The sequence below is a fragment of the Curvibacter sp. EU05-FHT14A10 genome, assembly GCF_058791075.1.
Window position 1 is genome coordinate 23,678 of sequence record NZ_JBYTDE010000004.1, and the last position, 13,855, is coordinate 37,532.

General features: G+C 67.5%; 12 protein-coding genes. 7 read left to right on the top strand and 5 right to left on the bottom strand.

What is annotated here, in order from left to right:
* Positions 1–71: 71 nt before the first annotated feature.
* The 4 genes from AC3WUT_RS08715 to AC3WUT_RS08730 all read left to right on the top strand — a co-directional run bounded on the left by AC3WUT_RS08715 (position 72) and on the right by AC3WUT_RS08730 (position 4,490).
* The gene (locus AC3WUT_RS08715) at positions 72–1,694 is read left to right on the top strand and encodes a gamma-glutamyltransferase family protein (protein ID WP_492346695.1); all 1,623 of its coding nucleotides are present in this window, start codon (positions 72–74) and stop codon (positions 1,692–1,694) included.
* Positions 1,695–1,749: 55 nt separating this feature from the next.
* Entirely contained in the window at positions 1,750–2,679 is a 930-nt protein-coding gene (locus tag AC3WUT_RS08720; protein WP_492346696.1) for a DMT family transporter, read from the top strand.
* A 103-nt stretch (positions 2,680–2,782) separates the two neighbouring features.
* On the top strand, positions 2,783–3,589 hold the full coding sequence (locus AC3WUT_RS08725) for an SDR family oxidoreductase (RefSeq protein WP_492346697.1): 807 nt from the start codon (positions 2,783–2,785) through the stop codon (positions 3,587–3,589).
* A gap of 214 nt (positions 3,590–3,803) precedes the next feature.
* Positions 3,804–4,490 carry a hypothetical protein gene (locus AC3WUT_RS08730; RefSeq protein WP_492346698.1) on the top strand — a complete coding sequence of 229 codons (687 nt, stop codon included), beginning with the start codon at positions 3,804–3,806 and terminating at the stop codon, positions 4,488–4,490.
* Here the strand turns inward: AC3WUT_RS08730 and AC3WUT_RS08735 are convergent.
* From AC3WUT_RS08735 to AC3WUT_RS08755, 5 genes are all read right to left on the bottom strand, one after another.
* Complete coding sequence (locus AC3WUT_RS08735) at positions 4,463–4,849, bottom strand: RidA family protein (RefSeq protein WP_492346699.1); 387 nt, start codon at positions 4,847–4,849, stop codon at positions 4,463–4,465. The two genes, AC3WUT_RS08730 and AC3WUT_RS08735, sit on opposite strands and share 28 nt — an antisense overlap.
* A 36-nt stretch (positions 4,850–4,885) precedes the next feature.
* On the bottom strand, positions 4,886–5,773 hold the full coding sequence (locus AC3WUT_RS08740; protein ID WP_492346700.1) for an alpha/beta hydrolase: 888 nt from the start codon (positions 5,771–5,773) through the stop codon (positions 4,886–4,888).
* An 8-nt stretch (positions 5,774–5,781) separates the two neighbouring features.
* Positions 5,782–6,759: a tripartite tricarboxylate transporter substrate-binding protein gene (locus AC3WUT_RS08745; protein ID WP_492346701.1), complete on the bottom strand. Its 978-nt coding sequence runs from the start codon at positions 6,757–6,759 to the stop codon at positions 5,782–5,784.
* An 81-nt stretch (positions 6,760–6,840) separates the two neighbouring features.
* The gene (locus AC3WUT_RS08750; RefSeq protein ID WP_492346702.1) at positions 6,841–8,265 is read right to left on the bottom strand and encodes an FAD-binding oxidoreductase; all 1,425 of its coding nucleotides are present in this window, start codon (positions 8,263–8,265) and stop codon (positions 6,841–6,843) included.
* Complete coding sequence (locus tag AC3WUT_RS08755; protein ID WP_492347055.1) at positions 8,262–9,464, bottom strand: amino acid aminotransferase; 1,203 nt, start codon at positions 9,462–9,464, stop codon at positions 8,262–8,264. Before AC3WUT_RS08755 ends, AC3WUT_RS08750 begins: the two co-directional genes overlap by 4 nt.
* A gap of 143 nt (positions 9,465–9,607) precedes the next feature.
* On the opposite strand from AC3WUT_RS08755, the gene AC3WUT_RS08760 reads away from it, so the two are divergent.
* The 3 genes from AC3WUT_RS08760 to AC3WUT_RS08770 all read left to right on the top strand — a co-directional run bounded on the left by AC3WUT_RS08760 (position 9,608) and on the right by AC3WUT_RS08770 (position 13,815).
* Complete coding sequence (locus AC3WUT_RS08760; protein WP_492346703.1) at positions 9,608–10,087, top strand: Lrp/AsnC family transcriptional regulator; 480 nt, start codon at positions 9,608–9,610, stop codon at positions 10,085–10,087.
* Positions 10,088–10,178: 91 nt separating this feature from the next.
* A complete protein-coding gene (locus AC3WUT_RS08765; RefSeq protein WP_492346704.1) occupies positions 10,179–11,132 on the top strand; it encodes an ABC transporter substrate-binding protein in 954 nt (317 codons plus the stop codon).
* 214 nt (positions 11,133–11,346) lie between these two features.
* Positions 11,347–13,815 carry a sensor domain-containing protein gene (locus tag AC3WUT_RS08770; protein WP_492346705.1) on the top strand — a complete coding sequence of 823 codons (2,469 nt, stop codon included), beginning with the start codon at positions 11,347–11,349 and terminating at the stop codon, positions 13,813–13,815.
* Positions 13,816–13,855 lie beyond the last annotated feature (40 nt).

Genomic DNA, 13,855 nt, shown 5'->3' on the forward strand with positions numbered 1-13,855 from the left:
GGTCAAGCCGGGCCGGCCCGCATCGCACCCCGATTCCTCAACCCCTGCCACCTGCCTGAAGGCGCGAACCCATGAACTTCGATTACGCCAACCCCTACCTCAGCACCCGTCTGCCGGTGTTTGCCCGCAACGTGGTGTCCACCTCGCATCCGCTGGCGGCCCAGGCCGGCCTGCGCATGCTCTGGAAGGGCGGCAATGCGGTGGACGCTGCGGTGGCGGCCGCCGCCGCGATGACCATCGTCGAGCCCGTCAGCAACGGCCTGGGCAGCGATGCCTTCTGCATCCTGTGGGACGGCAAGGAACTGCACGGCCTCAATGCCTCGGGCCGCGCGCCCCAGACCTGGACCCCCGACTATTTCAAGGCCAAGTACGGCGCCGAGGCCAAGAACCCGCCCAAGCGCGGCTTCGATGCCGTCACCGTGCCCGGCGCGGTCAGCAGTTGGGTGGCCATGAGCGAGCGCTTCGGCAAACTGCCCTTTGCCGACCTCATGGAGCCCGCCATCGAGATCGCCGAGCGTGGCTACCTGCTGCCCACCGTGGTACAGCAGAAGTGGGCCGCCGCCACCCCTGAGTTGCGTGGCCTGCCCGGCTTTGCCGATGCCTTCCTGCCCTGGGGCCGGGCACCGCAGGTGGGCGAGCTGTTCCGCTTTCAATCGGCGGCCCGCGGCCTGCGCGCGATTGCCGAAACCAAGGGGCAGGCCTTTTACGGCGGCCAGATCGCCGAGGCCATCGAACGCTTCTCGGCCCGCCATGGCGGCAGCATCACGGCGCGCGACTTTGCCGAGTACCGGCCTGAATGGGTGAAGCCCATCGCCCAGAACTACCGTGGTTACACCCTGCATGAGATCCCGCCCAACGGCCAGGGCATCGCGGCCCTGATCGCCCTGGGCATCCTGGAGAACTTCGACATCGCCTCGTTGGCGGTGGACGGCATTGACTCCCAGCATCTGCAGATCGAAGCCATGAAGCTGGCCTTCGCCGATGTGTACCGCTACGTGGCCGAACCCTCGGCCATGGAGGTCACGCCCCAGCAGATGCTCGACCCGGCCTACCTGGCCTCGCGCGCCCGGCTGATCGACATGAAGAAGGCGCAAGACTTTGGCGCGGGCAACCCGGTCAAGGGCGGCACCATCTACCTGACGGCGGCCGACGAAGACGGCATGATGGTCAGCTTCATCCAGAGCAATTACATGGGCTTCGGTTCGGGCTGCGTCGAACCCGAGTTCGGCATCAGCCTGCAAAACCGCGGCCATGGCTTCAGCCTCGACGCCTCGGCCCTCAACCCGGCCAACCTGGTGGCACCTGGCAAGCGGCCTTTCCACACCATCATCCCGGCTTTCCTGACCCGGGATGGCCAGCCGGTCATGAGCTATGGCGTGATGGGCGCCAACATGCAACCCCAGGGCCACATGCAAACCCTGGTGCGCATGCTGGACTATCGCCAGAACCCGCAGGCCGCCTGCGACGCCCCGCGCTGGCGCTACAACGCCGGCCTGGAGATCAACGTCGAGGCCGCCATGCGGACCGACACGGTGCAGGGCCTGTCCGAGCGCGGCCATGTGATGGAAGTCATCAACGACTCCTACCAGGACTTCGGTGCCGGCCAGTTCATCTGGCGTGCGGGCGACCCCAAGGTGGAAGGCTACGTGGTGGCCAGCGACCCGCGCCGCGACGGTCTGGCGGCTGGCTTTTGAGGGCCGGGCCTGATTCGATCCTGCATGGTGACGCAGGTGCACGGCTGGGCCGGCCATGACGCGTTCCCATGCCCCCGATGCCTCGCGCCGCATGGCGAGCGGCCTGGCCCTGGCCAGCCTGGGCGCCATCGCCTTCAGCGGCAAGGCCATCATCGTCAAGCTGGCCTACCGGCACGGCGTCGATGCGGTCACCCTGATCATGTACCGCATGCTGTTTGCGCTGCCCATCTTTCTGGCCATGGCCTGGTGGGCCACCTACCGCCAGGCCGTGCGCCCAGCCGCCCTCAGCGGGCGCGACTGGCTCGGTGTCCTGGGGCTGGGCATCAGCGGCTACTACCTGGCCAGCTTTCTTGACTTTGCCGGCCTGGCCTATGTCAGTGCCAGCCTGGAGCGGCTCATCCTCTACCTCAACCCCACCCTGGTGCTGCTGTTGGGGCGGGTGTTGTATGGCAAGCCCATCACGGTGCGCCAGGTGGTGGCGATGGGCGTCAGCTATTGCGGTGTGCTGCTGGTGTTTGGCCACGAGGTCAACCTGCAAGGCGGCCAGATCGCCTGGGGCACCCTGCTGGTGTTTCTCAGTGCGGTCAGCTATGCGCTGTACCTGGTCTACAGCGGCGAGATGGTGAAGCGCATCGGCTCGCTGCGCCTGGTGGGTTTGGCCACCTCGGTGGCCTGCCTGTGCTGCCTGCTCCAGTTTGCCGTGCTGCGCCCTTGGTCGGCCGCCCTGGTGGCGCCCGAGGTGCTGTGGCTGTCGGTGCTCAATGCCACCGTGTGCACCGCGGTGCCCGTGTTGATCGTGATGATGGCCATTGAGCGCATCGGCGCCGGCCTCACCGCACAGACCGGCATGATTGGGCCGCTGTCCACCATCCTCATGGGCGTGCTGATCCTGGGCGAGCCCTTCACGGCCTGGGTGGCGGCGGGCACGGTGCTGGTGATGGCGGGCATCTTTGTCGTGACCCGGGGCGCACAGCGCCGGGGCTGATGACAGCCTGCGCTGCCAGGGCGGATCACCCTGGCCAGCGCGGAGATGGTTACCAGCCGTATCATCGGCCTCCAACTGAACACTCACCTCATTGGAGCAAGACATGGATCTCGGAATTGCCGGCAAATGGGCCCTGGTCTGCGGGGCCAGCAAAGGCTTGGGCCTGGGCTGCGCACAGGCCCTGGTGCGCGAGGGCGTCAACGTCGTGATCGCTGCGCGTGGTGCCGAAGGCCTGCAGGTGGCCACGGCGGGCCTGCTGGGCGATTCGTTGCGGCCATCGGCCACCCAGGTGCTGAGCGTGGCCAGCGACGTCACCACGCCCGAAGGCCGCGCCGCGCTGTTTGCCGTGCCCGGCGGCCCCGGGGTCAACTTCGACATCGTGGTCACCAATGCCGGCGGCCCACCCCCCGGCGACTTCCGCGACTGGGACCGCGAGGCCTGGATCAAGGCTGTGGATGCCAACATGCTCACGCCCATCGAGCTCATCAAGGCCACCATCGACGGCATGGCCGAGCGCGGCTTTGGCCGCATCGTCAACATCACCTCCAGCTCGGTCAAGTCGCCCATCGACATCCTGGGCCTGTCCAATGGGGCTCGCAGCGGCCTGACCGGTTTTGTGGCGGGGGTGGCGCGCAGTTCGATCGCGGCCCGCGGCGTCACCCTCAACAACCTGCTGCCCGGCAAGTTCGACACCGACCGCCTGGCCGGCACCCTGGGCGCTGCCGCCAAGAAAAGCGGCAAGCCCATCGAGGCCATCCGTGCCGCCCAGCAAGCCCAGATCCCGGCCGGGCGCTACGGCAACCCGGCTGAGTTCGGTGCCATTTGCGCCTTCCTCTGCAGCGTGCACGCGGGCTACCTCACGGGGCAGAACATCCTGCCCGATGGCGGGGCCTACCCCGGGACCTACTGAGCCCGTGGGCCGTGGTGCTGCCTGAGTGCGCCAGTGCCCTGGGGCGCCACGTGAGTGCATTCAGGGCGACAGATGTGACCGAAGGTCGTTTGTCATGGGGACTTGGGCTTGGTGGGGGCATTTCAGTGCCTAGAGTGTGATGTTCATGGGTGCGCCTGATTCTGTGCAGTCGACACCCGCATCCCACCTCCGGCCCTTGGCCCCCGCACTGACCATGACCCACCTCCTGATCTGTGAGAACCCCCTGTCCTCCGACTGGCAGCTGGGTCTGCTGCCGCCCAGACAGGGCACCCTCGAGCTGTTGGGCTGGGCGTGCCGAGAGCCCGGCCTGGAGGGCGGTGTGCCCCAGCCGGTCCAGCAATTGCTGGCGCGTGTTTGGGTGGGCGTGGCCCGGCTGGAGTACCTCTTTCATGATCACCCGGGGCGCAGCGCTTGGGCTCATCTCCTTCCCCGGGCCTGGCGCGGGCCTGTGTTGCCACGCTGGACCAACAGCACCGACCCGTCACAGGCACAGGCCTTGTTCCACGATTCGGGGTGCCAGTGGAGCCTGCAAGGCCAGGTTTTGCTCTTGAGCGAGGTTCAAAGCCCTTTGCCGAGGCTGGAGGCTGTGCCGCTGGACGTGCTGCTGTCAGACGACTGGTGGCAATTGGCCCCGCCCTTGAGGGCAGCCGGGGTGGAGGCCGTGGTGCGCCCCGGGGTGGATGGCGCGGTGGCCGGGCTTTGGTGGCTGGAGGCCGAGCGGGGTCGTGAGCCGACAGGCCTGCAGCAGCGCTGGCGACAGGCCCTGGCGAGGGAAGTGGGGTGTGGATCGGCCAGCCTGAGCGTGGTCGGCGAAGAGGAGTTCCGCGACAGAGTGGCCCATGCGCTCAGTGCTCACGCCTTGGGCGGCGCCAGCACGTAGGCCACGATCTCGATCTTCATGCCCGGCACCACCAGGGCGTTCACGCCCATGCTGGAGCGGTTGGGGTAGGGGGCTTCGAAAAACTCGCGGTAGATGCTGTCGATCGCCGGCATGTCTTTCACGTCGGTCATGTAGATCAGCACCTGGGCCACATCGGCCAGGGTGGCACCTGCGGCTTCGGCGGCCTTCTTCAGGTTGCCGAAGGTCAGGCGGGTCTGGGTTTCAATGTCGCCAGTGAACACACTGCCGTCGGCCTGCACCGGTCCGTGCGCGGTGAACACGATGCCGGCGCCTTGCACGGCCCACGAAAAAGGTTGCTTCAGCGGCGGCAGGCCGATGTCGATGACTTGTTTGCTCATGGCAGGTTCGGAGTGATGAAGGGGAATTGAAGGGGCTCAGACACGGGCCAGCAGGGACAGCGTGGCGTCGCCCAGTGGCGTGCCGGGTTCGCACAGGTCGAGCACCACGTCGAAGTGGTTGCGGGCCAGTACCTCCAGGCTGGGCACCTCGGGCAGGCCCTGGGCCTGCAGCGCCTGCCCGAAGGCGCGGCTTTGACGCTTGAACTCCGTGGTCTCGATCTCGCCCCAGGCCAGCACGGTGCGGGCAAAGCCTGCCAGGCTGTAGTGCAGCGGGCTCACGCGGCTGGCGCTGTCGGGCGTCAGGTTTAGCGCGGTGTTGATCGAGGTGCCCACCAGCGGGGCCAATTCGTACACCCCCGACACCAGCACGGCCCCGGCGGGCAGGCCGGCCTCGTGCGGCCAGCTGCGCAGCGCGCACATGGCGGCCAGGTGCGCACCGGCCGAGCTTCCGGCCACCACGATGCGGGCCGGGTCAAAGCCCAGTCGGTCCGCATGCTGGTGCAGCCAGACCAGGGCTGTGCGGCACTCCTGGACGATCTGCTCGACCGTGGCTTCCGGCGCCAGGGTGTAGCCCACGGCCGCAAAGGCATGGCCCGCGGCCAGGCAGGCCGGGGCGGCAAAGCAGGCGCTTTGCTTGGACAACTCCTGCCAGTAGCCGCCATGGATGAACACCAGCAGCGCTGGGGGGCGGGCGGCGCCCTGTGGCGCCGGGGGCAGGAACAGGTCCAGGCGCTGGCGCGGCAGGCCGCCGTAGGCATGCTCCTGGTGGGGCAGGGCCCGGGCTGTGTCGCTGCGCTGCTGGTACTGCTGCAGAAAGGGGCGGTAGTCGCCGCCGATGCACGAGCTGGGCGAATACGCCTGCTCGCGCTCGGCCAGCCCCAGTTCGGGGGCTGCCAGTCGTGGGGGGAAGGGCTGGTCGTTCACGGGGGCGTTCACTGGGCCTTGTAGCCGGCGTTCTTGACCATCACCGACCAATCCTTGTGGGTGTGGGCCACGCGGGCGGCCAGCTCGGCCGGGCTGCTGCTGGCGGCGCTGATGCCCAGGGCCGCCAGCTTCTCGGCAAACACCTCCGACTTGACCACCTTGGCCAGGGCGGTGCTGTAGCGCTGCACCAGATCGGCCGGCAGGCCGGCTGGGGCGAACAGGCCGGTGTAGATCATTTCTTCGTAGCCTTTGATGCCCAGTTCCGCATAGGTGGGCACGTCGGGCAGCAGGGCCAGCCGGCTGGTGCCGTTGACCGCCACGATGCGCACCTTGCCCGCCTTGGCCGGTTGCAGCATGGCGCCCACCGAGCCGATGCCGGCGCTGATCTGGCCGGCCATCACGTCCTGGGCCACGGGGGCATCGCCGCGGTAGGGCACCGAGCGCAGGTCGGCGTCCAGGGCCTTGGCCACGATGCCCACCGCAAAGTCGGGCGCACTCGCAGGGGCCGGCACGCCCACGCTGCCACGGTCGGGGCCGCCCTTGGCCCATTGCGCGTACTCTTTCAAGCCCGCCTTGGGGTTGCCGACCACACTGGGGTTGATCACGAACACATCGGGGTTGACGGCCACCAGGCCGATGGGGGCGAAGTCCTTGGCGGCGTCGTAGCCCGGGTTGAGCACGGTCAACGGGATCATGGCCATGGTGTGGCTGTTCGACAGGTACAGGGTCTGCCCGTCGGGCTTGGCGGCCTTGAGCAACTGGGCCGCGATCTGCCCGCCCGCTCCGGGCTTGTTGTCCACCACCACCGGCTGGCCCAGCTCCTGTTGCAGGCCCTGAGCCAACTGGCGCGCAATCATGTCCGAGCTGCCGCCAGCGGCAAAGCCGACCAGGATGCGGATGCTGGCATTGCTCTGGGCCAGGGCCGCGCCGGTGGTGCTGGTCAGGGCCAGTGCCAGAGCGCCGAGCAGGAAGTGGTGGCGGTTCATGGATTTCCTTTCGAGGGGGTGGGTGCTTTTGTTGTTAGAGCGTGTTCAATGTCTCGCACGAGGGAGACATTGAACACGCTCCTAGAAAATCTTGCCGGGGTTCATCAGGCCCAGTGGGTCCAGGGCCTGCTTGATCTGCCGCATCGCGGTCAGTTCGGCCGGGCTGCGGCTCAGGCCCAGGTAGGGCTTTTTGTGCAGGCCGATGCCATGCTCGGCCGACACGCTGCCCCCGTAGGTGGCTAGCAAGCCGTAGACCAGTTCTTCGACCGCCGCCTCGGCCTCGGCAAACGGCAGCCCGCCCAGCGAGCGCGCGTCGGTGCTCAGGTGCAGGTTGCCGTCGCCCAGGTGGCCGAAGCGCACACTGTGTTGCCCGGGCCAGCGCAACGTCAGGGCGTCCACGCAGGCCTGGGCAAATTCGCCGATCACCGCCAGGGGCAGGCTGATGTCGAAATTGATGGGCTGCATGCGGGTCGGAAACTCGGCCGTGGCTTCACGGATGCGCCACAGCGCTGCCGCCTGGGCGCGCGAGGGCGGCAGCACCGCGTCCACCACCAGGCCTTCTTCGAGGGCCGGGGCCAGCAGTTCTTCCAGCGCCTGCTGCAGAAGGGCTTCGTCTGCGCCTGTGACCTCGGCCAGGGCCAGAAAGGCGTGCGGCTCGGCAAAGGGTGGGGGCGCCGTTTTCCAGGCGAGCGACAGCTCGACAAAGTCACGCCACATCAGCTCGAACGCCGCCAGGGCCCCCGGGAAGGCCGCCTGCAAGCGGCCCAGCAGGGCCATGGCCGCCTCGAAATCGGGCAGGGCCAGCAACACGGTGGCGCGCGCCAACGGGGCCGGGCGCAGGCGCAGCACGGCGCGTGTGATCACCCCCAGCGTGCCCTCGGAGCCGATGAACAGTTGCTTGAGGTCGTAGCCCGTGTTGTTCTTGATCATGGGGCGCAGCATGTCGAGCACGGTGCCGTCGGCCAGCACCACCTCCAGCCCCAGGGCTTGCTCGCGCATCATGCCGAACTGGATCACGCCGTTGCCACCGGCGTTGGTGGCCAGGTTGCCACCAATCTGGCAACTGCCGCGCGCACCCAGGTCCACCCCGAAGGCCAGACCGGCTTCGGCCGCCGCTTCCTGCACGGCCTGCAGCGTGGCGCCGGCCTGCACGGTCATCGTCGCGGCCCGCCTGTCCACCTCATCGATGCCTTTCATGCGTTCCAAAGACAGCGTCACCCCGCCGGCCACCGGCACGGCCGCACCGGCCAGGCCGGTCAGCCCGCCCTGGGGCACCACGGCCATGCGGTGGCGGTGGCAGATGGCGAGGGCGGCCGACACTTCGGCCGTGCTGCCGGGGCGCAGCAAGGCCAGCGGGCGCACGGGCGGGTGACCACTCCAGTCGGTGCAGCGTGGCAGCTCAACCTCATCGCCCAGGCGCATGCCCTGGTGGCCGAGTGCGGTGAGCAGTTCGGCCAGGCAGGCCGTGGCGGTGTCGGCGTTGACGTCGGCGCTGGGCTGGGTCATGCGGCTTCCAGCACGGCGGCGATGGCGTTGGCCACGTGGGCCAGGTTGCCATCGGTCAGGCCCGAGACACACAGACGACCCGAGCGCACCAGGTACACCGCATGCTCGGCGCGCAGGCGGTCCACCTGCTCGGCGCTCAGCCCGGTGTAGCTGAACATGCCGCGCTGGCTCAGCAGGTAGTCAAACGAGCGGCGGCCCTGGAAGCGCTGGTTCAGCGCGGCGTGCAGGTGTTCGCGCATGCGACGGATGCGGGTGCGCATGGCCGTGGTCTCGGCCGTCCACAGGGCCAGCAGCTCAGGTTCGTTGAGCACCTGGGCAATCACCTGGGCCCCGTGCATCGGGGGGGTCGAGTAGTTGGCCCGCACCGTGGCCTTGAGCTGGCCCAGCACGCGATCGGCGGTGGCCGCATCGGGGCAGACCACGCTCAGGGCCCCGCAGCGCTCGCCGTACAGTGAGAAGTTCTTCGAGAACGAGTTGGCCACCAGGCAGGTCAGGCCGGCCTCGGCCATGGCACGGGGAGCGAAGGCGTCTTCGTCCAGGCCGTCACCAAAGCCTTGGTAGGCCAGGTCGATGAAGGGGATCAGGTTGCGACTTTGCAGGACCTCGATCACCGCCCGCCATTGGCTTTGAGTCAGGTCGACGCCGGTGGGGTTGTGGCAGCTGCCATGCAACAGCACGATGCTGCGCTCAGGCAGGGATTTCAGGCTGGCCAGCATGTCTTCGATGCGAACCGAGCCTGTGAGTGCGTCAAAGTAGGGGTAGTTCTGCACCGTGAAGCCGCAGCCTTCGAAGATGGTGCGGTGGTTTTCCCAGCTGGGGTCGCTGAGCCACAGGCCGCTGTCCGGAAAGTAGCGGCGCAGAAAGTCGCCACCCACCTTCAAGGCGCCCGAACCGCCCGGGCTTTGCAGGGTGGCGATGCGCTGGCTGAGCACCGCTTCGTGGGCGGGGCCGAAGATCAGGCGTTGCACGGCGGCGCGGTAGGTGGGCAGACCGTCGATGGGCAGGTAGGAGCGGGGGCCGTTGTGCTGCATCAACGCGGCTTCGGCGCGGCGCACCGAGGGCAGCAGCGGCACCTGGCCGTTTTCGTCAAAGTACAGGCCGATGCTCAGACTGACCTTGTTGGCGCGCGGGTCGGCCTGGAAGCCCTCCATCAACGAGAGGATGGGGTCGCCCGGGAAGGCGGGCACATGGGACATCAGGGCGGACTGGCTTGGGTTCATGGCAGTTTGTCTTGGTTGAAAGTTGCTTTGTGCGTCAATTGTGTTGCTGCTCTTTGTTCAATCCAACAAAAATTTGATTTGTGGATAAAAATACCTGCCAATAATTGATTGGTGGAATATCCATGCAAATTGAGCTCGATGAAACCGACCGGCAGTTGCTTCGTGCCCTGCAGGGCAATGCCCGCCTGACCACCAGCGACCTGGCCCAACTGACGGGTTTGTCGCAGTCGCCCTGCTGGCGCCGCATCCGCCGGCTGGAGGAACTGGGCCTGATCGAGGGCTACCACGCCCGCCTGCAGCGCCGCAAGCTGGGCTATGGGGTGGTGGCCTTTGTCAGCATCAGCATCGACTTCCAGAACGAGCAACGCTCGGCCGAGTTTGTGCAGGCGGTGCTGAGCATCCCCGAGGTGGTGATGTTCCATGGCGTCACGGGCTCGGCCGATTTTCTGCTGATGGTGGTGGCCCCTGACCTGGACGCCTACTCGGCCCTGTTGCAGCGCCGCCTGCACCGCCTGCCCGGCGTGCGGCAGGTGCAGACCAGCTTTTCGCTGGAGGAGTTCCGGGGCTTCGAGTCGCTGCCCATCCCGGGCGCGCCGGCCTGAACGGCCTGCATATCGTTGTGCGAAATGCGTCGTTGTGCATCGTCCAGGGCACTGCTGCAATCCAGGCTTTCTTTGTCAGAGGAAGCTCACCATGCATCGTCGTCGTTTTCACCAGTGGCTGGGCCTGGCGGGTACCGCTGGGCTGTTGACGGGCCCGGCCCTGCCGGTGCGCGCGCAAAGCCGCCCGCTGCTCAAGGCCGGTGACCAGAAGGGCGGGTTGCACGCCTTGCTGGAGGCCGCAGGCGAACTCAAGGGCCTGGGCTATGACATTCAGTGGACCGAGTTCCCGGCCGCGGCGCCCCTGGCCGAAGCCCTGAATGCCCAGGCAGTGGACCTGGGGCCGATTGGCGATGCACCGCTGATCTTCTCGCTGGCCGCGGGCAGCCGCGTCAAGGCCTTTGCCGTCAACCGCTCCGATGCCTATGGCACGGCGGTGCTGGTGGCACCCAACTCGCCACTCAAGGACGCGCGTGACCTCAAGGGCCGCAGCGTGGCCACCAACCATGGTTCGATCGGGCACTTCGTCACCCTGAAGGCCCTGGCCTCGGTGGGCCTGAAAAGCGAGGACGTGCAATGGCGCTTTCTGCCGCCGGCCGAAGCCAAGCTGGCGCTCAGCACCGGGGCGGTGGATGCCTGGGCCACCTGGGAGCCCTACACCGCCCTGGCCGAGACGGGCGGCCATGCCCGCGTGCTGGTGAGCGGGCGTGGCCTGTGGAGCGGCCTGAGCTTTCTGGCCGCCACCGACACCGCACTGCGCGACAAGCGCGCCGTGCTGCTGGACTTTGCCCAGCGCTCTGCCCGGGCGCAGCGCTGGGCCAGCCAGCACCCGGCCGAATTTGGCGACACCCTGGCGCGCATCATCGGCATTCCGGCCGAAGCCGCCCGCCTGCAGTTCGAACGCCGCCAGACCCGCTGGCAGGCCATCGACGCGACCGTGGTGGCTGAGCAGCAGCGCACCGCTGATTTTTACTTTGAGGCCGGCCTGATCCGTCAACGCCTGGACACCAGGAGCACCTTCGACACGGGCTTTGCGCTCGGCAGTTGAGGCTTCTGGCGCGCCTGGGGCAGGGCCTAGCCCCTGCCCACAAAAACCGATTTACGCTCACAATGGGGTGTTGAAAGAATGGCCGGCACATGTTGATGTGTTAGCGGCCTTGCAATGCGTAGCTTGGGAGGGCCGGCTTATTCTGGCGGACAGGTATCCGCAGAAAAGCTGGAGCCGGGCTGGCGCTTTTGTCACTCTGCTTGAGGGAGCGTGCATGCCTTCCTGCGATACCCGATCCGACGACCCGGCCCTTTTTTATGAGGCCGTGCTGCGCTGTTGCGACGACGCCATCATCACCAAGACCCTCGATGGGATCGTGACCAGTTGGAACCCCGCGGCGCAACGCCTGTTCGGGTATGCGGCCCACGAGATGCTGGGCCAGCCGCTGTTGCGCCTGTTTCCGCCCGAGCGCCAGAACGAAGAAAGCTTCATTCTCGAGAAGATCGTGCAGGGCGAGTGGGTGGACCACTTCGAGACCGTGCGCCTGCACAAGAGCGGGCGCCGCTTGCATGTGTCGGTCACCATCTCGCCGATCCGCGATGCTGAGGGGCGCATCGTGGGGGCTTCGAAGATTGCACGCGACATCAGCGAGCGCGTCGAGCTGTGGCACCGCTCCCAGCTGTTCCAGGCGATTGTCGAGTCCACCGACGACGCGGTGATCAGCAAGACCACCCAAGGCATTGTCACCAGTTGGAACGCGTCGGCCGAGCAACTGTTTGGCTACCGGGCCGACGAGATGATTGGCCAGCCCATGCTGCGCCTGCTGCCCCCCGACCGCCAGGGCGAAGAGGCCGAGATCCTGCGGCGCATCGCGGCGGGTCAGCGCATCGCGCATTTTCAGACCCAGCGCTGCCACCGCGACGGGCGCCGCCTGGCCGTGTCCGTCACCATCTCGCCGGTGCGCGATCCGCTGGGCCGCGTCTCGGGGGCCTCCACCATCGTGCGCGACATCTCGCACCAGCAGCGCCTGGAGGAGCAACTGCGCTTGACGGCCAGCGTGTTCACCCATGCCAATGAGGGGGTGGTCATCACCGACCCGCAGGGGCGCATGGTGGACGTGAATCAGGCGTTTGAGCGCATCACCGGCTACGCGCGTGAGGAGGCTCTGGGCCGCACGGCCCAATTTCTGCGCTCCGGGCGGGATGGTCCGGACGTGGTGCTGCGTCTGCTGTCCGATCTGCAGGCCCACGGCCGATGCCAGGGCGAGGTGTGGAGCCGGCGCAAGACGGGTGAGGCCTATGCCGGCCTGCTCACCGTGAGCCGGGTCGACGATGCCGCCGGCCAGCCTCAGAACTACGTGGCGCTGTTCGCCGATGTGACCTCGATGCGGGTCCAGCAGGAGAGGCTGGAGCACCTGGCCCATTTCGATGCCCTGACCGGCCTGCCCAACCGCCTGTTGCTGTCCGACCGCCTGCGCCAGAGCATGGCCCACAGCCGTCGCCACAGCCAGGCGCTGGCGGTGCTGTACCTGGATCTGGACGGTTTCAAGGCCATCAACGACAGCCATGGCCACGATGTGGGCGACGCGCTGCTGGTGGCGGTGGCGGCCCAGATGAAGATGGCCCTGCGCGAGTCCGACACCCTGGCGCGCATGGGGGGCGATGAATTCGTGGTGGTGCTGGGCCAATTGCCCGGGGCCGAGGCTTGCCTGCCCTTGGTGGATCGCCTGCTGCTGGCCTGTGCCACCCCCTTGCGGGTGGGTGAGTGGTTGCTGCAGGTGTCGGCCAGCGTCGGCATCACCTTGTTCCCGCAGGACGACTCCGATGTCGATCAGCTGCTTCGCCATGCCGACCAGGCCATGTACCAGGCCAAACAGATGGGCAAGAACCGCTACCACCTGTTCGACCCGGTGCACGACGCCCGCATGCGCAGCCGCGCCGGGGTGCTGGCGGCCTTGCGCCTGGGCCTGGACCAGCACCAGCTTGAGTTGCATTACCAGCCCAAGGTCAACATGCGCAGCGGCGCGGTGGTGGGCGTGGAGGCCTTGTTGCGCTGGCACCACCCCAGCAGCGGCCTGCTGCACCCGCCGGCTTTTCTGCCCTTGGTCATCGGCCAGGACCTGGAGGACGCCCTGGGTGACTGGGTGCTGCGCGAGGCGCTGCGCCAACTGGACGAGTGGTCGCGCCAGGGCCTGGTCCTGGGCCTGAGCGTCAATGTCGGGGCCCGTCAGATGCTGCAAGGCGGCTTTGCCGCCCATCTGCGGGCCTGCCTGGCCGACTTTCCGCAGGTCGACCCCAGCCGGCTGGAGCTGGAAGTGCTGGAGAGCAGCGCGCTGGAGGACATCCACCAGGCCTCTCGGGTCATGCGCGAGTGCCGCGACATGGGGGTGCACTTTGCGGTGGACGACTTTGGCACCGGCTACTCCTCGCTCACCTACCTCAAGCGCCTGCCGGCCGAAACCCTCAAGATCGATCAGAGCTTTGTGCGTGACATGCTGGTGGACGAGGAGGACCTGGCCATCGTGCAAGGGGTGATCAGCCTGGCCAAGGCCTTCAACCGCCAGGTGGTGGCCGAAGGGGTGGAGCACATCGAGCAGGGCCGCCGCCTGATCGACATGGGCTGTGAGCTGGCCCAAGGCTACGTGATTGCGCGCCCGATGCCCGCGGCCGACTTTCTGGTGTGGCTGGCCCATTGGCAACCTTGTGCCGCTTGGACGAGCGCCAGGCCGCCGGCACAGACTTGATGGGCGGGCACAATACACGGATGCCCAGCCTTTACGAAGC

Excerpts from the sequence above, each read along its gene's own strand:
- AC3WUT_RS08730 (WP_492346698.1), top strand. The coding sequence starts at position 3,804 with ATGACCCACCTCCTGATCTGTGAGAACCCCCTGTCCTCCGACTGGCAG.
- AC3WUT_RS08750 (WP_492346702.1), bottom strand. The coding sequence starts at position 8,265 with ATGACCCAGCCCAGCGCCGACGTCAACGCCGACACCGCCACGGCCTGC.
- AC3WUT_RS08720 (WP_492346696.1), top strand. The coding sequence starts at position 1,750 with ATGACGCGTTCCCATGCCCCCGATGCCTCGCGCCGCATGGCGAGCGGC.
- AC3WUT_RS08765 (WP_492346704.1), top strand. The coding sequence starts at position 10,179 with ATGCATCGTCGTCGTTTTCACCAGTGGCTGGGCCTGGCGGGTACCGCT.
- AC3WUT_RS08745 (WP_492346701.1), bottom strand. The coding sequence starts at position 6,759 with ATGAACCGCCACCACTTCCTGCTCGGCGCTCTGGCACTGGCCCTGACC.
- AC3WUT_RS08735 (WP_492346699.1), bottom strand. The coding sequence starts at position 4,849 with ATGAGCAAACAAGTCATCGACATCGGCCTGCCGCCGCTGAAGCAACCT.
- AC3WUT_RS08725 (WP_492346697.1), top strand. The coding sequence starts at position 2,783 with ATGGATCTCGGAATTGCCGGCAAATGGGCCCTGGTCTGCGGGGCCAGC.
- AC3WUT_RS08715 (WP_492346695.1), top strand. The coding sequence starts at position 72 with ATGAACTTCGATTACGCCAACCCCTACCTCAGCACCCGTCTGCCGGTG.
- AC3WUT_RS08770 (WP_492346705.1), top strand. The coding sequence starts at position 11,347 with ATGCCTTCCTGCGATACCCGATCCGACGACCCGGCCCTTTTTTATGAG.
- AC3WUT_RS08760 (WP_492346703.1), top strand. The coding sequence starts at position 9,608 with ATGCAAATTGAGCTCGATGAAACCGACCGGCAGTTGCTTCGTGCCCTG.